Source organism: Bacillus sp. cl95, assembly GCF_900115925.1.
Classification (GTDB): domain Bacteria; phylum Bacillota; class Bacilli; order Bacillales; family Cytobacillaceae; genus Neobacillus_A.
In genome coordinates, this window is record NZ_FOYF01000001.1 from 53728 (window position 1) to 77354 (window position 23627).

Annotated in this window: 20 protein-coding genes; 6 read left to right on the top strand and 14 right to left on the bottom strand. The window is 38.5% G+C overall.

Going from position 1 to position 23627, the window contains the following annotated elements; translation table 11 throughout:
* Positions 1-14 precede the first annotated feature (14 nt).
* From BMZ31_RS00285 to BMZ31_RS00320, 8 genes are all read right to left on the bottom strand, one after another.
* Positions 15-1514, bottom strand: coding sequence for an amidase (locus BMZ31_RS00285; RefSeq protein WP_090829730.1), 1500 nt, complete (start codon positions 1512-1514; stop codon positions 15-17).
* Positions 1515-1753: 239 nt separating this feature from the next.
* Positions 1754-2005, bottom strand: coding sequence for a hypothetical protein (locus BMZ31_RS00290; RefSeq protein WP_090829731.1), 252 nt, complete (start codon positions 2003-2005; stop codon positions 1754-1756).
* 229 nt (positions 2006-2234) lie between these two features.
* Positions 2235-2459: an SRPBCC family protein gene (locus BMZ31_RS00295; protein ID WP_090829732.1), complete on the bottom strand. Its 225-nt coding sequence runs from the start codon at positions 2457-2459 to the stop codon at positions 2235-2237.
* 372 nt (positions 2460-2831) lie between these two features.
* A complete protein-coding gene (gene ppc, locus BMZ31_RS00300; protein WP_090829733.1) occupies positions 2832-5594 on the bottom strand; it encodes a phosphoenolpyruvate carboxylase in 2763 nt (920 codons plus the stop codon).
* A gap of 207 nt (positions 5595-5801) precedes the next feature.
* Complete coding sequence (locus BMZ31_RS00305) at positions 5802-6422, bottom strand: NUDIX hydrolase (RefSeq protein ID WP_090829734.1); 621 nt, start codon at positions 6420-6422, stop codon at positions 5802-5804.
* 62 nt (positions 6423-6484) lie between these two features.
* Positions 6485-7081 carry a DUF6944 family repetitive protein gene (locus BMZ31_RS00310; RefSeq protein WP_090830644.1) on the bottom strand — a complete coding sequence of 199 codons (597 nt, stop codon included), beginning with the start codon at positions 7079-7081 and terminating at the stop codon, positions 6485-6487.
* Between the two features lie 791 nt (positions 7082-7872).
* On the bottom strand, positions 7873-7989 hold the full coding sequence (locus tag BMZ31_RS00315) for a DUF4023 family protein (protein ID WP_090829735.1): 117 nt from the start codon (positions 7987-7989) through the stop codon (positions 7873-7875).
* A gap of 92 nt (positions 7990-8081) precedes the next feature.
* Complete coding sequence (locus BMZ31_RS00320; RefSeq protein ID WP_090829736.1) at positions 8082-11135, bottom strand: efflux RND transporter permease subunit; 3054 nt, start codon at positions 11133-11135, stop codon at positions 8082-8084.
* A 357-nt stretch (positions 11136-11492) separates the two neighbouring features.
* Here BMZ31_RS00320 and BMZ31_RS00325 point away from each other — a divergent pair, with 357 nt between their 5' ends.
* Together BMZ31_RS00325 and BMZ31_RS00330 are read left to right on the top strand one after the other, a co-directional pair.
* The gene (locus BMZ31_RS00325; protein WP_090829737.1) at positions 11493-13157 is read left to right on the top strand and encodes a PTS transporter subunit IIBC; all 1665 of its coding nucleotides are present in this window, start codon (positions 11493-11495) and stop codon (positions 13155-13157) included.
* Between the two features lie 4 nt (positions 13158-13161).
* Entirely contained in the window at positions 13162-13953 is a 792-nt protein-coding gene (locus BMZ31_RS00330) for an endonuclease/exonuclease/phosphatase family protein (RefSeq protein WP_090829738.1), read from the top strand.
* A gap of 232 nt (positions 13954-14185) precedes the next feature.
* Here BMZ31_RS00330 and BMZ31_RS00335 read toward each other — a convergent pair whose 3' ends face one another.
* Positions 14186-14488, bottom strand: coding sequence for a hypothetical protein (locus BMZ31_RS00335; protein ID WP_090829739.1), 303 nt, complete (start codon positions 14486-14488; stop codon positions 14186-14188).
* Positions 14489-14685: 197 nt separating this feature from the next.
* Here BMZ31_RS00335 and BMZ31_RS00340 point away from each other — a divergent pair, with 197 nt between their 5' ends.
* Positions 14686-15243, top strand: coding sequence for a DUF4865 family protein (locus tag BMZ31_RS00340; protein ID WP_090829740.1), 558 nt, complete (start codon positions 14686-14688; stop codon positions 15241-15243).
* An 86-nt stretch (positions 15244-15329) separates the two neighbouring features.
* Here the strand turns inward: BMZ31_RS00340 and BMZ31_RS00345 are convergent, their stop codons facing one another.
* From BMZ31_RS00345 to BMZ31_RS00355, 3 genes are all read right to left on the bottom strand, one after another.
* Entirely contained in the window at positions 15330-15845 is a 516-nt protein-coding gene (locus BMZ31_RS00345) for a hypothetical protein (RefSeq protein ID WP_090829741.1), read from the bottom strand.
* 14 nt (positions 15846-15859) lie between these two features.
* Positions 15860-17344: an FAD-binding oxidoreductase gene (locus BMZ31_RS00350; RefSeq protein ID WP_254778531.1), complete on the bottom strand. Its 1485-nt coding sequence runs from the start codon at positions 17342-17344 to the stop codon at positions 15860-15862.
* Positions 17345-17856: 512 nt separating this feature from the next.
* The gene (locus BMZ31_RS00355; protein ID WP_090829742.1) at positions 17857-18129 is read right to left on the bottom strand and encodes a hypothetical protein; all 273 of its coding nucleotides are present in this window, start codon (positions 18127-18129) and stop codon (positions 17857-17859) included.
* A 398-nt stretch (positions 18130-18527) separates the two neighbouring features.
* Here BMZ31_RS00355 and BMZ31_RS00360 point away from each other — a divergent pair, with 398 nt between their 5' ends.
* Both BMZ31_RS00360 and BMZ31_RS00365 read left to right on the top strand, forming a co-directional pair.
* A complete protein-coding gene (locus tag BMZ31_RS00360; RefSeq protein WP_090829743.1) occupies positions 18528-19190 on the top strand; it encodes a hypothetical protein in 663 nt (220 codons plus the stop codon).
* Between the two features lie 290 nt (positions 19191-19480).
* Complete coding sequence (locus BMZ31_RS00365) at positions 19481-20752, top strand: erythromycin esterase family protein (protein ID WP_254778532.1); 1272 nt, start codon at positions 19481-19483, stop codon at positions 20750-20752.
* A 33-nt stretch (positions 20753-20785) separates the two neighbouring features.
* On the opposite strand, the gene ltaE is transcribed toward BMZ31_RS00365, so the two are convergent.
* Together ltaE and BMZ31_RS00375 are read right to left on the bottom strand one after the other, a co-directional pair.
* Positions 20786-21808 carry a low-specificity L-threonine aldolase gene (gene ltaE / locus BMZ31_RS00370; protein ID WP_090830647.1) on the bottom strand — a complete coding sequence of 341 codons (1023 nt, stop codon included), beginning with the start codon at positions 21806-21808 and terminating at the stop codon, positions 20786-20788.
* Positions 21809-21894: 86 nt separating this feature from the next.
* Positions 21895-22287 carry a DUF2243 domain-containing protein gene (locus BMZ31_RS00375; protein WP_090829744.1) on the bottom strand — a complete coding sequence of 131 codons (393 nt, stop codon included), beginning with the start codon at positions 22285-22287 and terminating at the stop codon, positions 21895-21897.
* Between the two features lie 208 nt (positions 22288-22495).
* Here BMZ31_RS00375 and BMZ31_RS00380 point away from each other — a divergent pair, with 208 nt between their 5' ends.
* Positions 22496-23317 (top strand): Cof-type HAD-IIB family hydrolase, encoded by an 822-nt coding sequence (locus BMZ31_RS00380; protein ID WP_090829745.1) that lies wholly within the window; start codon positions 22496-22498, stop codon positions 23315-23317.
* Positions 23318-23627 lie beyond the last annotated feature (310 nt).

Consider the following 23627-nt stretch of genomic DNA (forward strand, 5'->3'; position numbering starts at 1 on the left):
TTCTTCACAATCTGTTACGCATAAAAAAGCGGATTCTTCTTCACATCTTTCCATTGATCGCTTTGCTCTAGCATACCAGCCATTTGATAGAGAAGGTCTTCCCTCCCCATTGCAGCAACGAATTGAACTCCCACAGGCAGTCCATCTTTTGTTTCATGCAAGGGTACAGACATCGCAGGCTGACCAGTTAAATTAGCCAGTTGTGTAAAGGGCGTTCTCATCAAACTCTTTTCTACTAACTGATCCACTAGTCCTGCTTTCTTGATGAATCCACCCATCCGAAGCTTACCAAAGACACCTAGCATCAATTTTTCGAATGGTGAAGGATCTAGTTCACCAATGCTTGAAGCTGGAAATGCTGTAGTTGGTGTGATATAAAAATCGTATATTTCATGGAAAGACTCCATTGCATATGCTGCTTTGTCCCATTCACGCATGGCTATAACCCATTCTTCTGCAGATGTCGCCTTACCTATCATTCCTAGGATCCATGTTGTTTGTTCTACGTCGTGGTAACCTGCCTTCCGTCCTAGAACCTGTTCCATTTCTACCAACATGGCTGCCACTTCACCAAAGTACATCGTCATAAAACTGTTTGCTATCTTCTTCCCATCCACAGGTGCATCTTTCTCTTCGACATCAAAACCCATATTTTCCAATAGTTTTGCAGCCAACAAAACCGCTTCTTTACAGTCGGCATGGACTTCGGTCCCAATTGGTGATTTGACAGAATAGGCTATGCGAAGAGGTTTTCTTATTTCTTTTGTGACACATTCCATGTAGTTAGTATCTATTGGTGGAGCATGGAAGGCAGCACCTTTCTCGAATCCTTTTAGGGTATCTAGCATAAAGGCACTATCCCGAACCGATCTCGATAACACCAGATCTTGAGATGCCCCTTGCATTTGCCGACCAAATCTTCCGCCCACTGGCATTCTCCCTCTAGAAGGCTTCAGACCAAATAGACCACAAAAGCCAGCAGGGATTCGAATCGATCCTCCTCCATCATTTGCACCAGCCATGGGAACCATGCCAGAAGCGACTGCCGCTGCTGAACCTCCACTTGAACCACCAGGGGTATGTTTGATATTCCAAGGATTCCTTGATGGACCATAATGTGCAGGCTCCGTTATCCCCATCAGTGCCAACTCAGGTACGTTCGTCTGCCCTAAAAACACCACGCCTGTTTGTCTCATCTTTGCCACTAAAAGCGAGTCTTCGGGTGCTCTATATGTAAGCAATGCTTTCGATCCCGCAGACAAAGGTTCGCCTTTGATTTCTTGTGTGATATCTTTTAGTAATATAGGAACTCCAGAAAGACTTCCCTTCTCGTTCGTTTTCAAGCTATTTCTTGCACTGTCATACATTTTGTTAATAACTGCATTTAAAGAAGGATTCAACTTGTCTATTCGCGTGATTGCACTTTCTAGTACTTCTTCCTTTGAGACTTCTTTTGAAGCAATCAACTCCGCCAAACCGAGTGCATCGTAATCTTGATAACGAAAACCATCCATGTTACACCCACTTTCTCCCCATAATCTATCTATCTTTATTTTACAGAATATTCTATATAATTAGCACGTTATTTTCTATTTTTCTAAATTAATATCCTATTTTTTATGGATAACCAGGTTCTGCAAAAAATTCTATATCCCCAATACCAAAATAAGCATAGCTCATTTTTTCGAGACATCATTACATAGTCATTAGATGATAAAATTGTAAGATTAATGGTTTTCTGGAAATACGAATGTTATTGTTTTTTATTTTTACCAAGTTTCTCGTTACCTCGTTTAAAGTTGCCCGTTATTTTAGCTAACAATAACTGTACTTCTGTTTTCTCATCTTCAACTTCTGTGATTCTAGCTATTAGACGTTCAGCTTCCTTATCCTTTACAATTTTGATTTGTTTACCTTCATACGAGATCATTACAGTTCCTTTTTTCGTAATTTGATAAGTAAATGGTTCAGAACTTAATTGATTTCTTTTATCTATTTCGCTCAATACAAAATCTCCCTCATAATTTTTGTTGGTTAGAAGTACATTTTATTTTATGTTTAGGTAAAACTTGACTGTAGAATTCTACTTCAAATCCTAGCTTTCCGGTACGTGATACAAGAGTCTCCTTGTTGTTAACGCAACTTTCTATTCGATATATCAATAATAAAGAGCCTGATTCATCAGACTCTATTTCGATATTTTTGCAGTTAAACTGTATGCTCTTTTAAGGGACTCAAGATGGAATGTTTTTCTTATCTTTTGCCAAGGATTTTCCCGACCTTAAATTGATTCCAAACAAATGGTATGCTTTCATACAATTCAACATATCCACCCAACCTTGAATTTGTTGTCCATAACGATAGATACCTTCATGATCACTTTCCCAACCACTTTCGTACACCTTGACCAATGTTGCACCATCAACTTCTTCAGGTACAAAATCAACAATTGTTCCCACTCCACTCGCCGTCCACAGAAAGGAAATTTCACCGTTTATTTTATCAGCTTTTTCCTCGTAATGAACAGTAAACCACTAACAGGGATCATACTTGTCTATTTAGACTATTAACAAATTCTATACGATTGCTTTCTTATCCTTTGTTGAACGCGTGTAAATATAGAGTTTGCCTAAGTGAATTGTTAATTTCCCGTTTCTCGAGATTTATTCCCTTGGTGGAAGGATTTTTTCCCGTCATATTAGATTTATTCCCTTACCAAACAATCTTTTTCCCGATAACGTCCTTTTATTCCCGTTTAGAAACTTTCACCGTTCTTCCCCATACAAAAAGCCCTCTCCATGAATAAAACGGAGAGGACTTGTATTCAAAAATCAACCTGTATTTCTTAAACCTGCTGCAATACCACTGATTGTCAGCAGCACTTGTGTCACAAGTTCTTCATCTGGTTCTTCCATTGCACGCAATTCTTTAATCATTTCTACTTGAATGAAGTTGAGAGGATCGACATATGGGTTTCTACGGAAGACAGAATCCTTTATGTTTGGTGTGTGATCCAATAGCTCATCATCACCAGTGATTTTGAGGAGAACTTCTTTTGTCCGGTCATACTCCTCTACAATTTTTTGAAAGATTCGGGTACCAATTTTTTCATCTTCAACTAGTGCTGCATACTCCTTCGCAGTTGTGATATCTGCCTTCATGAGAGCCATTTGCAGATTATCGATGGTGGAGCGGAAGAATGGCCATTGTTCGTACATTTCTTGTAGCATTTGTAAGTTGTCTTCACTTTTCGCCGCAAAGCTTTCTAATCCTGCCCCGGCAGCATACCAAGCAGGGAACAACTGGCGACTTTGTGTCCATGCGAATACCCAAGGTATAGCGCGCAGATTTTCAAATTTATCACTATTCTTACGACTCATTGGTCGAGAACCGATATTCAATCTCCCAAGCTCTTTTAATGGAGTGGCTTGTGTGAAGTAAGTCAAAAAGTCTGGATCATTGAAAACTAACGCTTGATAAGTCGCCAATGATACGTCTGACATTTCTTCCATCGCGCTTACCCAACGAGGATCACGAATATGACCCTGTTCAGATTCCTTCAAGACATTGGCAGCTGCCTTGAGTAATGTAGATGTCGCTTGTTCCAAACTACGATAAGCAATCTCTTCAAGCAAGTATCTGGATGACAGCACTTCACCCTGTTCTGTTATCTTAACGCCGTCACCTAATGTCTCTGCAGGCTGTGACAATAGACTCCGTTGTAATGTACCGCCACCTCGGCCTAAAGATCCGCCTCGACCGTGGAAAAACTTCAAGCTAACGTCATATTTTTTAGCCATCTTATGGATTTCAAGCTGGGCATTGTAAAGTTTCCAGTTCGCCGTCAGCGTTCCTCCATCTTTACTACCATCTGAATATCCGAGCATGATTTCCTGATGGTCACCGAGCTTTTGTAAATGCTTTCGGTAAACTGGCATATTGAACAGCGTCTCCATTATCTTCGGACCAGCTGTTAAATCGTCAATCGTTTCCAGTAACGGAGCCACATTCAAGTCCGTTTCCACGGTCCCGTTCGCATGTAAACGATACAATCCCGCTTCCTTAGCAAGAAGTAAAACTTCCAACAGGTCGCTAGATGATTGAGTCATGCTCACAAGATATACATAAATGGAGCTTTTACCGAATTCTTTATGTGCTTTTCGGATCATCTGAAATACCTTAAATACTTCGCGTGTTTCCTGCGAGTAATTTTCGTGCATCAATAGGATCGGACGTGGATCCATAAGCAATGTTTGCAAAAGTTCTAATTTTTCCTCTTCAGAAAGTTGTGCATAATTTTCGCTGACACCTACTTTTTGTAGGATTTCTGCGATTGCAGCTTCATGTTCACCACTATGGTTGCGGATATCAAGTGTAGCTAGATGGAACCCAAATAATTTTACCTGTCTAATTAATTTTTGCAGTAGTTTCAAATCATGGTTAGCTGGATGATGACCATAAATACTTTGTTGAATGAGAAGTAAATCATTTAAGAATTCATCTACCGAGCCATATCCAATGTCTGATTTTCCTACCTGTTTCAATCTTTCGATGATAATTGCGAATTTGCGGCGATATACTTCGGATTCAACCGTCCAGCGCTGTTCTTCTGCCAAGTATTGTTGTTCTTCGAATTCTAATGTACCTGTAAATTCTTCACCAACGGTTACACGTTGAGTCGAATGGCTGAAACGTTTCATCAACTCTACTAAAACCGCTTTATATTTTTTCAAAACAAGTCTTCGTTGCTTGTTTAATGTTTCCCAGGTTACCTCAGGAGTCACATTTGGATTTCCGTCACGATCCCCACCTATCCAAGAACCGAAGCGTAAAAATTGTGGAACCGTCCATTTCGAATCCGGATAATGAGCATTTAGTGAATCTTCCACATCCTGATGGATATCTGGAAGGACATCAAATAAAGTTTGATCAAAATAATATAAGCCGTTACGTACTTCATCAAGCACAGTCGGCTTATTATGCCTTAACTCATCAGTTTGCCAAAGGGCCGTCACTTCATTAAAAAGACTTTCCTGAAGTTTTTTACGCTCCTTCTGAGGAATCATCGGATTGTCCAAGTCTTTTAAAATCGTTGCGATTCTCTTTTGAATTTCCAAGATGGATCGCTTTGTCGCCTCCGTTGGATGAGCCGTTATAATTAGTTCAAGGGAAAGGGTATTCAGAACGTTTTGAATGATATCAGAACTCACATGATTATCTTGTAAAGATACAATGGCGCTCTCGATGGAACCCGGCTGTACATTCCCCTCAGCTTGAAGCAGATATTCTCTACGTCTTCTAATTCGATGATTTTGTTCAGCCGCATTAATTAAGTGAAAGTAAGTTGAAAATGCCCGAATGACGTCTTTTCTCATTTCTGGGCTCAAACCAGCAATTTCATCTTTTAAGCGTTTATATGTAGTCTCTTCATTTTGATTCCGAAGATTTTTACACATTTCACGTATTTTTTCCACTCTGTCAAAAAGTTCGATTCCACCATGAAATACAAGTATATCCCCTAACATATTTCCAAGCATTTTTACATCGCGTCTTAATGGTTGACCACTGTCGTTTGTTTTGACATTTGTTTGCATCGTGTCACCTTCCCTACAGAAACAGTTCCAAGAATTTTTTAAATATTACTATAACATAATTTATTGCTAAGTGTTGAGCAAAAAGCTTTATCGTTTTATGTTATGGCTGTTTTCGTAAACTTTGTTGCTATATAACAAATAGAAAGTGGTAGTTGATTTCCGCTACAGGGTTCTCGCTTTCCACGTGACGAATTATGAAAAAGCCCGCTATTCTCCCTTTAGCATCTCAATGAAATGTGCAACAATTCTTGCGGTTAGTCCCCATACTACTCTTTTTTCATATACATAAAAATATTCATCGACTTTCCTTGTCCGCCAATTATAGTTCTCACCACCAACGACTAGGTCGAAAGGGAAATCCGCCTCTGGCTCTACTTTGAAATTGACTTTATGTATTTTAGGCTCATTTTCAAAAAAATAAGCGAGCGGTATTGAAAATACCTCTCCTACTTCATCAGCATTCGGTTTCACTTTTTCAAAATTACTAATAAGGCCTACATAAGGGTATACAATCATTCCAAAAGGAGAAATCATGTAGTCCAAAGGATATACCTCAGTGATCTCATCTGTTTCAATGCCAAGTTCTTCACTTGTTTCACGAATGGCGGCTTTTTCTTCATCAAGGTCCTCACGGTCAATCCTTCCGCCAGGAAAACAGATTTCTCCTGGTTGTCTTCTCAGAGACTGGGATCTAACCTCAAATAAAATATGAATCCCATCTTCCTTTTTAATTAATGGGAGGAGGACGGCATATTTTGCATACATCTTACTTCCTAAAATCGAGGGAGTATGCTTTTTCAACTTATTAAGCACAGCATCCAATTCCACTTAAACACCCCCAGACAATTGCTTACTGTATCTAATATTTCGCTTCTGCTTAAAAATACCCTTCATTCATCTTCTGAATTCTTTTCCGGGTTGAAAATTTCTTTCGTAACTCCGAGAGCAGCAATGACCGAGCCCACTGCTTGAATCCAACTTCCGTTTATCTGAAGGCTATCTCCATCGAATTTAACTTCCCGGTAGGATAACTTTTCACTTTTGTTCAGTTGTTTCCTCCCACCGATCGCTTGCATTGAATTTCCGATGACTTGTAGATAATTACCTACAATATCGTATGTTAAACCCGTTTCTGAAAGATTTTGCAATTCCTCTCCAAGGGATGCTCCTCCACCTAGTGCTTGCATCAAGTTTCCCTTAATTTCTAATTCCTGTTTTGTCTTGCTATCAAAATCAATAATGATTGAAGCCACAACGGTTGTATTGCCAATCGATTGTATTTGGTTACCTCTTTTATCGAGAGTAGGCTCAGAGATACTATCTGCGACTAAAGCATTGCCTGTACCTTGAAGTAGATTTCCCCACAAGCTCAGATTCTCTCTGAAGTCTTCACTCAAACGTTTGAATGGAGTTGCACCAACGGCAGCGGTTACTGTGCCAATGGCTTGAATCCATGATCCCACAAACTCTTTATTTTGGTCATCCATTGTCAGCCCACCCATCACTCACATTCCTCTTTAAGTTTATTCTTAATGGAAGGAATGGGTTAACGTCACTACTATAAAATTAATAAAGTTTAGGCTCTGTTAATCTTGTCGCTCAGTCGCTTGCTTTCCTGTATGAATTATGAAAAAGCCCTAGAGCCGGCTTTTTCTTGTTCCAATAACAACAAAGTTTTCGAAAAGAGCCTAGAGGCTTTTCGAGGAGTCAAGCGCCTTCCGCTCCAACCAATAAAGTTTAGAAAATCAACAATTCACTTTAATTTTCCTTTATTTTTCAGGAATACTGGCAGATGGCACAGAAAATCTTCTTCTACGAAAATTTTCATGCTTAAATATGGAGATTTTGGCGTAATTATCACTTTTAAAGTGGATATGAAAATATCACATTATACCCTTGTGGGGTTTGCGACCATTTTTATACTCCTGTTTTTTGAACGTAATCGCCATTTTCAAAAATGTTATCGCCTGTTTTTTTATGGTGCTCAACGTTTTCAAAAATTTATTCGCTAAGTTCATATACGGCTTTTAGAAAAATCACGAAATTAGAGAAATCCCCGCCGAATTCCCCAAATAATATGCTCGGTGAATCTAACCTTTTGATTTCCGGGCTAGTCCCTTGCTTTCCGAGGACACTGATGATCTTTCTCGAAAGAACCCACGCCCGAAGAAAAGGCGGTAGCACAAAGTACAAGGAACGCTTCTTTGGAATCAACCATGTACTTTAACATAGCCAAAAAGAAAGCACCCATGACGGGTGCCTTCGTGACTTCGTGAGTCTAATGACTTTGATTAGGAAGCTGCTTTTCCGGATGATTTTTCCCTTGTTTCTGGTTTTTCTCTTGCTTCTTCTTATTTTCGTTGAACTTTGCAACAAATTCATTTGTGTTATCCATCGTAATTCCTCCTCAGATTCCTTATCGAAGTTAATATTTCCATTTTGACAAGAATCATGCAGAGAGAAGAATGCCTTTGTTTCCTTTTATCACTAAACTGCTTTTGTCTGATTTTCAATGACTGTTTTTTTCAACTTCTTTACAGGATTAAACAAACTATATAGAACAGGTACAATAAATAGCGTTAACAATGTAGATGTGGAAAGACCGCCTATTACCACTACTGCCAATGAAGATGAAACGATTCCTGCATGGCTTGAAATCGCCATAGGTACAAGTGCTCCTACTGTTGCAATGGCAGTCATCAAGATTGGTCTTATCCTTACAACACCAGCCTCAACCAATGATTCGTGCTTTGGCATGCCTTTCTTTTCATTCTTTTTAACTTTATCTAGTAATACGATTGCGTTTGTTACAACGATTCCATTTAACATCAGCAACCCGATCATCGCTGGCATTCCAATTGGTTCTTTTACGATGTAAAGACCAATCAGCGCACCAATAATCGAGAATGGAATGGCGAACAAGATTACAAAAGGAGCTTTCCCTTCACCAAACGCGATGACCATTACCATGTAAACGAGGAGAATGCTGACACCAATTGCAATGGCCATGTTCTTAAAGCCCTCTTCCATGGCAGCAGATGCGCCTTCTTTGTAAGTATTTACCGTGTCAGGAAGATCGATATCTGCAATCACCTTATCTACCTTCTTCGATACTTCCCCTGCTTTCGAATCCGTAATCTGTCCAAACACCATGACATATTCGTTTTGATTTAAATGAGTAATGACGGTCCTGTTATTGACACGTTTCAGTTCTCCCACGTCTTTCAATTTAACAGGCATGCCCATTACATTATTGATCTCTTGCTCGCCTAATTTATCCAGGTTCGATATTTCATCCATCTTCAGGCTGAGTTTCACATCTGTTTTTTCATCTTCCATCGACATCGTTGTAACGACATCACCATTAATCAAATCTCGCAGACTTTTTCCAACCATCGCAGGCATTAATCCATTTTCAGCAAGCTTTGTTTCATTCAAATCGATTTCAATTTCAGGCTCGTCACCCTCTAATGAAGATGATACGTCTGCCATACCCTTGATTCTCTTGATTTTACTAACAATTTCTTCGCTAGCTTTCTTTATGTCCTCAAAGTCCGAACCGTTTACGACCAACACGTATTGTGATTGAGCACCGCCCGCAAAGCTGCCAACTCCAGTTACAGAAATTTCTTCTGCTTCATTGATCCCCTTAAATTCAGCGCGCAAGTCTTCTACGAATGCATCGGTATCCTCAACATTTTCTTTCAAGTCAAATGTGATGGAAGCATGCTCATCCTGACCTCTGACACTTGTACTGACAAGCTTCACTTCTTTTTTACCTAAGAGAATATCTTCTACTTTTGTTGCAACAGCACTTGTTTCCTCTGGTGAAGTCCCTTTTTCCATTGAAATATTTACATCAAAATTTGTTACTTTTTCCTGCGGAAGGAATGTCGTTCCAAGTTTTGGTGCGATGAATCCAATTGAACCTGCAAGTAGAACAACTGCCATAACTAATGTGAATACCCTGTTTCTTAAAACCCACTTTAAACTTGAACGATAGCTTTTTTGCATTAAATTCTCTTTATGTTCTTTTGGTGAAATTTTCAGCAAGAACATGCGAGACATTAAAGGTACAATAGTTACAGCAACAATTAAAGAGAAGATCAGTGAAATAACAATTGTCCATGCCAGGGGAGCGAAGAATTTTCCGATTATCCCTGGTACGAATGCCATCGGTAAAAATACTGCAACTGTTGTAATTGTTGAAGAAGTAATAGCGGAAGCTACTTCTCTCGTTGCTTGCTCCACAAGCTTTTCATTACGTTCTTTTGAAGCACTTACTCTTCTAAACACATTTTCTATTACCACAATACTATCATCAACAACACGCCCTACGGCAACAGCAATACCTGCCAAAGTCATAATATTGAGCGTGTAGCCTAACATATTGATGACAGTAAAGGATGCAAAAATCGAAAGCGGAATCGAAATGATTGCAATGATTGTCGAACGCATATTTCTTAAAAATAGGAACGTTACGACAACCGCCATCACAGCACCTAATAGTGCTTCACGTAGCATGGCATATACAGAGTCTTTAATTTCAATTGATTGATCTCTTAGCGTTTCTACTTCATAGCCTTTTGGAAGTTTAACTCTGTCGATTTCTTCTTTTACTTTTTCTACAATGGCAACAGCATTCGCTCCTCCTTCAGCGACTATACCTACACGCACTCCAGGTTCCCCATTGATTCTCGTAAAATTACTTTCATTTTCTATGCCATATGTAACTTCAGCAATATCACTCAGTTTAATATCCTCAAGTGTTGGAACTCCTTGTGCAGTTGGTGCACCTTGTGTAAAAAGAGTAATATTTTTCACATCGCTCAAGGATTGCAATTCCTTGCTTACTCGCACTGGCAGGATTTCTTTGGACAATTCAACATCTCCGGTTGGAATCGTCATATTGTTTGCCGTAATCGCACCTTTCACATCGTCCAGAGTTAATCCTTTTTCCTTCAACTTCTCGGGTAGTAGTCGTATTGAAACTGTTTTTTCTTCAACTCCACCAACCTCAACTTTACTTACACCCTCAATTACTTCTAATTGTGGAATGATTTTATCTGAAACGAATTTTTGTACCTCTTCTGTATTTTCTTTAGAATAGATGCCTAGTGAGAAAATCGTTGGATCAGCTTCAGGCCCTTGGAAGATGATTTCAGGATCTTCAGCCGTTTCAGGTAAATTCACCTTATCGACTGCGGACCTTACTAATTGTTCCGCATCATCCATGCTTACTGACAAATCAAATTCCATTGTCAAATAGGATACATTGGCAACACCATCTGTATACACATTCTTTACACCTTCAATATTCATTAGCTCACGTTCAACTGGTTCCCCGATTTCTTTCATCACTTGTTTAGGTGATGCACCAGGATACGGAATCACCACTGTCACATATGGAATATCAACATTTGGATATTTCTCAATATTGATTTCCTTTAATGAATATAGTCCCCCTCCTATTATCAGCAACATCATTAGACAAAGTGCCACTGCATTTTTCATGCTGAACCTAATTATGGATCTCATCATTTTATCTTTACTCCCATCCCTTGTTTATTCCCCAAACAAAATACTATTCACCTCGATTGAGAAATAATCCTTTTTTTTTATGAAAAATTTGGAATCAAAACCAGTTTTACACAATTCATTGTATCCCCCCTACACACTTCTTAAATGATGCCTGAGATTTAACTTTATCTAAGACTTGAGACTTAGTTGAATGAGAAAATTTTTTTCATTCTAAACAATTATTTTTAAAAAACTATTTACATAGAATGATGGATTGCCTAAAATGGAGAAACAACGTGTTGATGCAACCGGTTGCATTTCTTTACCCGGTAAACTCACATACATAGTTTAGATGATTTTTTTAGGAGGCTACATAAGATGAGTAAATTAAAAGGTTTTGGATCTTTTGATTTCTGGCAAAAATTCGGCAAAGCTTTACTTGTTGTCGTGGCGGTAATGCCCGCTGCAGGAATCATGATTTCTCTTGGTAAGTTAATTGGTATGAGTGCTGGTGACATCGTTTTTGTGCAAGCGGTTGCCCGAGTGCTTGAAGATATTGGTTGGGGTATTATCGTCAACCTACATGTATTATTTGCAGTGGCCATTGGTGGTTCTTGGGCTAAAGAACGTGCAGGCGGAGCTTTCGCAGCTCTTATCGCATTTATCCTGATTAACCGCATTACAGGTGCCATCTTTGGTGTCAATGGCGCTATGCTCGCAGACCCTGCGGCAACTGTTAATTCATTATTTGGTAGTGAACTAGTAGTTAAAGATTACTTTACTTCGATTTTAGGTGCACCAGCATTAAATATGGGTGTTTTCGTTGGTATTATCTCAGGTTTCCTTGGGGCGAACCTTTTCAACAAATATTACAACTATAGTAAACTTCCACAATCACTTTCATTTTTCAACGGTAAGCGTTTTGTACCGTTCGTGGTTATTGCGGGCTCGGTTGTAACCGCTATTATTCTGGCAATTGTTTGGCCTTTCATCCAAGGCCTGTTGAACGACTTCGGTCGCTGGATTGCTTCTTCTCGTGATACGGCTCCTATTATTGCTCCATTCGTTTTTGGTGCTTTAGAACGTTTATTGCTTCCATTCGGATTGCATCACATGTTAACGGTTCCTATGAACTATACGGAACTAGGTGGAACTTATAAAATTCTGACAGGTGCTAGTGCTGGCCAAACTGTTGCAGGACAAGATCCATTGTGGTTGGCATGGATTGCTGACTTGAACAACTTCCTTGCTGCTGGTGACACAGAAAGCTATAAGCAATTGTTAAAAGAAGTAACGCCAGCTCGATTCAAAGTTGGTCAAATGATTCTTTCTTGTGCAGCTTTGCTAGGTATCGCTCTTGCAATGTATCGTAATGTAGACCCTGATAAGCGTTTAAAATATAAATCAATGTTCTTCTCTGCTGGTTTAGCAGTATTCTTAACAGGTGTTACGGAACCTATCGAATTTATGTTCATGTTTGTTGCTCCCCTTTTATACGGTGTGTATGCTGTTATGACTGGACTTGCCTTTGCCATTGTTGATATTGTCCATATTCGCGTTCACTCATTTGGAATTATCGAATTACTAACTCGTACACCAATGATCGTCAAAGCAGGATTATGGCTTGACCTTGTATACTTTGTGCTTGCATGTCTATTCTTCTTCGCCCTAAACTTTGCGGTAGCAAATTTCATGATTAAACGCTTCAACTTCCCGACACCAGGACGTGCAGGAAATTACATTGAAGAAGAAGGAGCTCCTGAAAAAACTGCATCGACAACAACTGGCAGTACTCCAGCTGACGATTCACTTGCGTCTACGATCATCGGCCTCCTTGGCGGACAAGGAAACATTGAAGACGTTGATGCTTGTATGACTCGTCTTCGTATAACGGTTAAGGAAACTGAAAAAGTAGGAACGGAACAGCAATGGAAATCCGCTGGTGCGCTTGGACTAATCGTGAAAAATAAAGGCGTTCAAGCCATTTATGGTCCTAAAGCGGACGTGTTGAAATCCGATATCCAAGATCGTTTAGGAATGTAATTCTATGAAATTATTAACGGTTAATTGTCACGCTTGGATTGAGGAAAATCAGCTTGAGAAAATTCGGATTCTGGCAGAAACCATTAAAGAAAATGATTACGACGTCATTGCCCTCCAAGAGGTGAGCCAGTCCATCGCAGCTCCTGCGGTGGAGGGCTCACTGAAAGAAGACAACTACCTTATAGTCCTTTTAAAATTTCTTGAAGAAATCGGTGTTTCCCATTATCACTACCTATGGGATTTTGTTCATATCGGTTTCGACATCTACGAAGAAGGCGTAGCGATTTTAACGAAGCATTCTATTGTTGAGGAAACGTCTTTCTTCATTTCTAAGAGTAATGACACCTCATTCTGGAAATCTCGTAAAGTGGTTGGTGCAAAAATTCGAAATGCTGATCAAGAAATGTGGTTCTACTCCTGCCATCTTGGTTGGTGGAATGATGAAGAGGAAGCATTTCAGGATCAAGTTACTGCCTTGTTAAACAAAATAGATCACTCGCAACGTTTTTTCTTGATGGGTGATTTCAATAACAGTGGATTTAAACGTAATGAAGGTTATGACTACTTAATCGAGAAAGGCTTGGTTGATACTTACAACCTTGCAGAAGAAAAGGACAACGGTGTAACTGTTCTCGGAAAGATAGCTGGGTGGGATGATAATATTGAAGAATTGCGACTCGATTTGATTCTAACAAACTCCCCTCTTCGGGTGGCATCATCCACTGTTATTTTTAATGGTAAAAATAAACCTGTCATCTCTGACCATTATGGCGTTGAAGTCGAGGTAGAATTATAAAAGAAGCAGATGCGTGAGTGGCGCATCTGCTTCTTTTTTGTAAATCAGTATTAAAAATAACTCGCCGTAAGAATATTCTTCAATATTAGTTGTATTGCTAGACTGTTTTCGAAAACTTTGTTGCTATTAAAAAAATAGGCTCTGTTAAACCTTAATGTTGTTTTTGCATAATAAATAAGGGAAACCCCATTTATCAGGACTTTCCCCATTTTTGTTTAAACCCAAGCCTCTGTTAGTTCATTAGCAAACTGAAAAATGGAGGTATTAATAGTAGTGTAATTGCGCTTAAGATAAGTGTTTTTGATACTTTTATCGGAAGTCTTTCTCTTCCTTTTCCTTTGTACCATCCACTAAACTGCAATTTATTTCTATATACGACAAAAAACAGAATAAGAATCGCAATTGAACCTATCCAACCATAATTATTAGTATCGGTCCCAACCACTAAATATACATTTTCAAGTAAGGAGCCAAAAAGACCACCAAAAATAACAAATATAACGATAATTCTTATTAATTCTAATAAGAACCTCACAAGACACCTCCATTTAATCGTCCTTGAATAAACTTTAACATATACCCTAAAAAATGGTAGGGTTTTTGTTGAATAAGTATAGTTCAAGTCCTATTCCAGTCAATCTTCTTAAATACTTCCAGCACATACCAATTTATGTTTTAATCAAGTTGATACTGTTATTTTTTCTATATTTGAAATAAGGAGGAAATGATTAAATGATAGCGACTCAATACAAGATCACATTACCAAGTGATTATGATATGAATATTATCAAAGAGAGAGTAAGGAATAATGGTTATAAAACAGACGGTTTTGAGGATTTAAAATTTAAACTATATTTGGTAACCGAAAAAGGAATGAATAATAATTTACAAAATAGTTATTGCCCATTATATCTATGGAAAGATACAAACGGGCTAAACAAGTTTTTATTTAATGGATTTTATGACAATATATTAAACTCTTTTGGATGGCAACGCGTAAATGTAGGAATTCCCCTCATTGATACAACTACACCTAAAATCAAAGAGAAAAAATATCTATTTCAAATCACAAGAGAAATACAACCACAAGAAAGTCTCAATAACTTAAAAGATAAATTAGTTGAAGATATGCCAGAGATTGATCATACAGAATATATAGTTATTTATAATCCCGATAAATGGAAATACGATGTGTTTTACTTTTTAAGTGACCTAAGCGTCTTGGGCGAAATGAGTGGAGTCATTTATCATATCCTACACATTTCACAGGAAGAACTCGCTAATCAGTGATATTCATCTTGTCTCTTATTTGGCAACCCTGATCTTTTAGCACCTTAAAACATTTCAAATATAAGGTGGCATGTATCCGTCATGGTTCAATGCCGCCTTATAGTCAGTAGAATTAACCAAACTCCGCAAATGACTACAACACTCCCAAAAGCAGTAATAAAGGTTACGGGGGATATTATTTTTACAAAAGAAAGTCCGAACATAATAACGCCAACCATTAGATAGTGATTTACCGCATGAGCACGATAGGCTTTCTGCTCGATATGCCAAGCATGATAGTAACCTTGTAAAAATCCTAAAATGATCTGTAGGAATAAAGCCATATAGGGGATGTATTCAAATGAATACTTTATAGTGCCTGCAAGTATATACACTGAACCCATCCCCATATATATAAATGGAATAACCGAATTAATCCTGTTTTTTCTAGATTGAAAGACTTTGTAACCCAACGCCGCAGTAAAAGAAAATGCTGCAAAAAACCATGTAAATAAGGTAAACGTGAGTGACGCTTGTTTTAACCAGAGGATGTAATATGGAAAGATCGCAACCTGCCCAACGGATACAATGAGAGGAATATATCGTTCACTCCTATTCTTCATACGATCCTCCTTCTCTAAAAATAATAGTCATAAAAGATATTTTGAAACACACCATTTGGATCTCTTTTTAATTTCTCTTTATTGAACTTTTCCCATTCTGGATAGGACTGTCGAAATTGTTCCTTTGTTTGATAATGATAGTACGGGAGATAATACGTGCCTCCGTATTCTAGTGTGAGATTAGTCCATTCTTGTATAATGGCTTCAGCATGATCTATCTCTTCTTCTTTTAGTCCATGCTGAATCAAAATGACGAGTCCAAACATATCTTCTTTGGCATAGTTTAAAGTTGTGTTGTTTTCTTTTGATACATATCGAACAGTAATGTTATGAATCTTAAAATCATCATTTTGGTCATTAGCTGGCAGCCATTTTTTTAAATCGTTCATATATTCTTCATACTGATTAACCGGAATGAAAAACTCCTGTAATACTTCCACCCGACCTGGTTTTGTATATTCCATAAACGCAGAATTCCCGCGCATAGCATTATTCCTGGTAGTCTTGTCACCGTCTATTGAGTGGATAAGCCTCTTCTGATTCTCCCAGAAAAGATCCTCCCATCTGCCGCCTTGTCGTCCAAGATCGAGTGCAAGTTTACCAAGTCGGGCACCATGCTCTTCTTTGAGCGATGTTTCAAAATCCTGTTGTCCTGTATATTTATAATCAATTACATACATTTCTTTTAAAAAAGAACTTGGCGCAACACTTACTCTTGCATAATGCATAGCTACATTATCTTTACTTATCAGATTTGCAAAATAGCTTTCATAGTCTTTCGTTTGGATTTCTTCTGTATGGAGCAGGTAAATGTCATTTTCGGTTAACTCTAACGTTACATCTAAAATGACACCGAATAAGCCATACCCACCCAAAACGTACTTCATCCAATCCTCGGAATCATTATGTGTTACCTTCTTCAATTCTCCTGTCGGGGTTAGGATCGTCATTTCCTTAACAGTCCCAGCCATTGGACCAAATCGGATATCCCGCCCATGGGCATTTACTGAAAGTGAACCTCCTATGGTAAAAATCGACTGTGACTGTGTCACCTTTAATGCGAGCCCATAAGGTGTAATGGCTTCCTGAACATCTTCCCACGTTGCTCCTGCTTCTACTTTTATGGTTTTATTCTGTTCATCTATCGCAAGGACCTTGTTGTACGCCTTCATATCTAAAACCACTGCATCTTTGTAATACGTATGTCCTCCTTGAGAATGCTGTTGTCCAGCTATAGAAATATGAAAACCTTTCTGATTTGCTTCCTTTACAATTTTTTGTAATTCCGTACGATTCCCTGCCTTAACAATTCCTTTAATCCTTTCCGGCAGTAAGCCAGTATAATCTGTGGTCATATTGCTCTGTGAGAGGCCGTATTTTCTTTTCTCAATCGGAATATTCCAAAATATCCATAAAACAAAAACAAATAGGAATATCCCAAGAAACCAAGGTTTTTTATGTAACACTCGCATATTGTTACTTACACGTGATAAATTCAAAAAACCACGCTCCCGAAAGTGTAATATTACACTAATAGTATAAGTTAATTCATGGCAATTCTACAATCGTTTTTTTTTAAAAATTTCCAAATATGAGAGTAACGGATGTGTAGATTGCAAATCTGTTTTTTTACCATAGTGTTTTTCTGAAAATTCAGCCTTAAGCATCTATCGGAAAAATCCCGTCATATATTGAAAATCTTCCTCAAATATTCTAAATAAGCTTCATATGTCTTCAAAACCCCGTCAAAACACCATTGTGGAGGAATTGGAGCACGTTAAAAAAAGATGCATTTCATTGATATGCATCTTTTACTTTATGAATAAATTTTAAGTAAAGGCTGTTTTCGCACTGATTGTTTCTTCTCGGATGCTACTTTCACCCGCATTCTTTATGGCTTCGGGGCTCTTTTCGAGAAGTTACTGAACCAAGAATTCATAAAAAATCTTAAAAATCTCGACGCCGATTTTTTACTTTTGCTTGTGAAAACAACAAAGTTTACGAAAAGAGCCTAAGTAAGAAATACCGGCAACGCGGACAAATACAAAGAGATAGCCGCTAAGATGAAAAATAAGACAGCCGTTTTAAGGTTTTTCCTCATTTTGATCCCATAAGCAATAAAGAAGATGGCCGCAGCTAATTTGGAAATACTTTGATTATAAATATTCCCCGAGAAAAATGAACTGCTCAATATAATTGAAGTTAGCAATGTCATCACAATCAGTATCTTAAACCAAAGTGGCTCACGTTGGAATTGTTTGATCATAAATCTCATCCGCTGCATGACCTTGGACTCCCTCCAAAGAAAATAATATTCAAATTAAGTATATGGTTCATTCTTTTATTATAGCCCTTATCTATCACTCTATTAGTTCATAATCAGATGTGGCGTTTCCTTATGTTATTCATTTCCGTCCCAATTTAATAAAGTCAGATTAGTGCCATGTATGATTCGGTTCCCAAATTACTCTTCATTAAATTCCTGTTATCCTTTTTAAATAATGCAGTTTGTCTCATTCACTTGTTTCATCAAAAAAAATAGCTGCCCATTAAGGACAGCACTTCGAGCCTTTTGTATTTTCGGAAAAAACTGATTTAATAACCGACATTTCGTTTATTTTAGAAAATGAAGGGCATCCTTGAAAGTGATACATTAAATGACAGTGAAGGGATGGGTTGTGAATGTCGTTAGAATGGTTTGATCGTGTAAGCGGGGAACTTCAGGATCATTTAGAATCCATATGTGGCGAGTATGATCAGAGTGGTCATATGTCTGTTGAGCGTGGCGCTAAATATCCTCGGATTGAATTCTTTATAGAAATAGAAGAGGAAGAGAGAGATTATTTTTGTACCGTCTCTTTCGATGCTGCCCATGAGGAATTTTTCTTTGAGCAATTTGATTCTGAATATGGAAAAACTTGCCGCACCCTCCTTGAGGATATAGAAGACATCGTCGACTATGTCCACGAAAGTCTTCACGAATATTTGAATGAAGGCTTTGAAGTTGTAGTGGAAGCCGACTCCGAAGAGTTTGATGACGATGATTACTATGAAGAAGAAGCGGTGGACGACATTTTTGAAGAAATCGATGTGGAGTGGGAAACTCCCGAGGTTACCGCATATATTCATGAAGATGAAGTCGAAGTCACTTATCAGTTTGGAATCATTAAAGAAACTGGTGATGGTGTGATTAAAAGAGTCAACCGAATTTGGACTTCCGAAGAAGACTTGCTAAAGGATGAAAGTCATTTCATCTTTAGCAAAGAAGAAGCTTCTACCATTATTGCGTTAATCGCAAGTCATATGGACTCCATGAGCAATTTCAATTTCGATGAAGCCAGGTAATTCTGGCTTTTTTTATTTAGGCTCTTTTCGTAAAATTTGTTGTTATTGTAACAAGAAAAAGCCGGCTTTAGGGCTTTTTCTATCCTGAAATCATTAGTAATTTAGAGTTTAGAATTTTCTATTGAGGAAAAGAGCAAGAAATAAGAATCTATTCGTGTTGTTCCATTTTTCGTAAAAGTAACAATCAATCCGAAAACTGTCTTTATCTATCTGCATCAATAAGATGCATTCCCCCCTCGAAGGATTGGGTAAATTAATCGTATGAAAATTTCACAAGGAGGCTTCCTCTCGTGGACAAAAATATAAAAAACGCTATTCAAAAATGGTCTGTGCCAATAAAATCATCCGATGATCTAAATCCCTTAATTGATAGGATGGCCCAATCTAAGATCGTACTCCTAGGAGAAGCTTCGCATGGGACGTCTGAGTTCTATACGATTAGGACCGAAATAACAAAAAAATTGATTAAAGAAAAAGGTTTTTCCTTTATTGCCGTTGAAGGTGATTGGCCCTCCTGTCAGGAAGTAAACAGCTATATTAAAGGTTTCAGTAAAACCTATAGGAACACAGAAGAAATCATCATTTCAGCTTTTCACCGATGGCCGTCGTGGATGTGGGCAAATCGTGAGGTCTCATCTTTAGTGGAATGGCTTAAAGATTTTAACCGCAACAATAAAAGTGATAAAAAAATTGGTTTTTACGGATTGGATGTATACAGCCTATGGGAATCTATGGATGAAATTCTAAACTATCTAAAGAAAATCAACTCTTCCGATCTTGAAACAGCTAAGAAAGCATTTTCTTGTTTTGAACCTTTTAATAGGAATAATGAAACATATGCGATTTCTGCAGGTTATCTATCAGATGATTGTACAGATGAGGTTGTAGATTTGCTAACCTCTATTAGAAGTAATACTAAGACAAGCAACCTCGATCCTGAGGAGGCACTAAACTTAGAAGTAAATGCTCTAGTTGCCGCTAACGCCGAAGAATACTATCGGTCTATGGTTCAAAGCGATTCGCGATCCTGGAATGTACGGGACAAGCATATGGTTGAAGCCCTCAATGCCATTCGAAAATATTATGGCGAAGATGCAAAGGTCATTATTTGGGAGCACAACACTCATGTAGGCGATGCTCGGGCAACAGACATGCAAAGAGAAGGTATGCTGAATGTTGGTCAGATTGTCAGGGAACAGCATAAAAAAGAGGATGTGTTTATAGCGGGATTCGGTACTCATAAAGGGACGGTGATTGCCAGCGAGGCATGGGGTGCTGAACAAAAGATTATGGATGTTCCTCCTGCAAAGGCTTTTAGCTGGGAAGATTATTTATTTCAGGCTGGTTCCTTTGACAAGTGGCTATTATTCACTGATGAAAACAGATCCTACTTCTCCAACATCCTTGGACATAGAGCAATTGGAGTCGTTTATCAACCTGAAATGGAGCACTATGGCAATTACGTCCCTTCTAACCTTTCAGCACGGTATGATGCATTTATTTATGTTGATACATCAAAAGCTCTTCACCCTCTGCAAAATTACCCTAATAATTATGAATAATTAAAAGCCTTCCTATCTGGGAAGGCTTTTTAACTATCGTAAGGTATCAGAAATTCCCTTAAGAGCTTTATCAATATCCGCTTTCGTTACATCAAAGTGAGTGACGAAACGGACAAGTCCACTTCCGAATCCTCCTGCTAGTATACCAATTTCTTTAAGTCGAAGACAAAATTCTTCTTGTGTTTGTCCTGTCTTACTTACATCAACCACCACAATATTTGTGTCAACCTGATTAGCAACATTCAGCAATGCAATTTCATTGATGCCTTCTGCAAAAATACGTGCATTTTCATGATCAATCGCTAGCCTTTCAGACATTTTGGTTAATGCAATATATCCCGGAGCTGCAATGATACCTGCTTGACGTAATCCACCGCCCAATCGTTTACGCCATTTTCTTGCTTTTTGAATAAAATCTCTATTTCCTGCTAGCAATGAACCAACTGGAGCACCCAACCCCTTTGATAGACAAATTTGAACCGTATCACAATGTGCCGTCAAATCTGTCACGGGAACACCTTGTGCCGTTGAAGCGTTAAACAGACGCGCTCCATCTAAATGTACAGGAACACCGTATTTTCCTGCAACATTGTAAATCTCTCTCATATTTGAAACAGGAACAACAGCACCGCCTGCCCTGTTATGTGTATTTTCTATACAGATCAAACCTGTTTCAGGAAAGTGTTGGTCTTCTGGTCTGATTGCTGCTTCTACAGCTTCCGCTGACATTGCACCACGAACACCAGGAATGGTTCTTGTTTGCACTCCTGCAAGCGCGGATGCAGCACCTGACTCATAATAAAAGATATGGGATTCTGCTTCCATCAACACTTCATTCCCAGGGCGGCAATGAACCAAAATAGCAAGTTGATTACCCTGAGTTCCGCTTGTGACAAACAATGCATCTTCCTTACCAAGGATTTCGGCAGCGGCTTCTTCCAGCCTTTTTACCGATGGATCTTCTCCATAAACATCATCCCCAACTTCAGCGGTATAGGCTGCTTTTCTCATTTCTTCCGTTGGCTTTGTGACTGTATCACTTCTTAAATCAATCATGTTCATCGCCCTTTCCTATGTAAAATATAGAAGAATTTAAGTTTATCATTTTTATCTATTTCTTCTATGATGATCTTCTCTTTTCACTAGACTCCTGTGGTAAGAAGTGTTGCTTTTCTTTCTTTTATCACACCTAAAAAAATTACCAATGAACCGGATACTACAAATAGTGGCTCTAGCCAGTTTGCTTCTGGGCCACTAGTAATTCGATGCAAACCAAAAATCCAGTGAAAGACAACTATATCAAAACTAAGAAACAATCCGGTTGCAACAAGAAAGCCATTAAAAAATGACTCAGAAAACAATTTCTTAAAAAGAATCATAAATAGTGCAAGCATGATAAGTCCGAATCCAATGGCCCCGAGTCTTTCACTCATAGAGTCTAACTGAACTCCCATTGCGGATACTTTTAGACCATGGAATAAAAATCCTGTCATGAAATATCCTGTCGTAAAACCAAGTGTACGAAATGAAAACATACTTTTCCCCCTTAATATACCAACTATTATACTGCGTTTCTGGACAAACAAAAACCCCGTCAATTATAACCGAGGCTTAAAATTAGGAAATATAACTGTCAATATCAACAACGACCATTATTAGTCACTTCCAATAAGAAAGACTTGTCTTTTACTTTAAATATAGTAGGATTATTAAGGTGAATTTTAATAGAAAGGAATTTTCCTTATGACATATAAAATGATTGTTCTAGATTTAGATGATACTCTTCTTCGTAATGATCAAACGATTTCTCCTCGTACAAAGCAAGCATTGATGGATGCACAAGAAGCAGGGGTCAAGGTGGTCCTCGCATCTGGCCGCCCAACTTTTGGAATGAGAAAAATTGCTGAGGAGCTTCGCTTACAGGATTTCGGAAGCTACATTCTTTCTTTTAACGGAGCTAAGATCATCAACTGCCAAACGGGAGAGGAATTGTTCAGCAGCACCCTCTCACCGGAAACGATGGAATCACTTTACCGTCTTAGTCAACGTGAAGGTGTTATGATTCATACTTATATTGAAGATCAGATATTCACTGATATTGACAATAAGTTTACCGACATTGAAGGCGATTTGACTGGCATGGAAATTGTCATCGTAGACAACTTTGTTGACGCTGTCCAAGAACCAGTTGTCAAAGCGCTCATGCTTGCGGAGCCTGAAGAACTTGCCATTGTTGAAAAAACTTTACAGGCAGAATTAGCAGGTAAATTAAGCGTCATGCGCTCCAAACCGTTCTTTCTTGAATTTACGGAAGCTGGGGTAACTAAGGGCACTAGCTTGAACCATTTGATTCACACCATGGGCATCAAGCGAGAAGAAGTAATCGCAATGGGTGATAGCTATAATGACTTGGCTATGATTGAATTTGCTGGACTTGGTGTCGCGATGGGTAACGCCCCCGAAGATATTAAAGCAAAAGCTGATTATGTTACAGATACGAATATGAACGACGGCGTTGCAAAGGTCGTTGAAGAATTTGTTCTTAAGGCGCTTGTAACCCAATAATACTGACAGCGATTATTGCTCTTGTCGCTTTGACTAATTTGTCCTTCATTATGCTGATGAAGGACTTTTCACTTATTCTGCGGATAGCTTTTGTTATTCATCGGGCTTATGAAGCACTTTCCTACCTCGCCGCCATCTGGGATTTGTAATTCATCGGGCTTATGAAGTACTTTCCTACCTCGCCGCCATCTGGGATTTGTAATTCATCGGGCTTATGAAGTACTTTTCACCCCCTCTACCATCAGAGATTTGATATTCTCGGGCTAATGAAGTACTCTTCAACCATGACGCCATCTGGGTTTTGTTATTC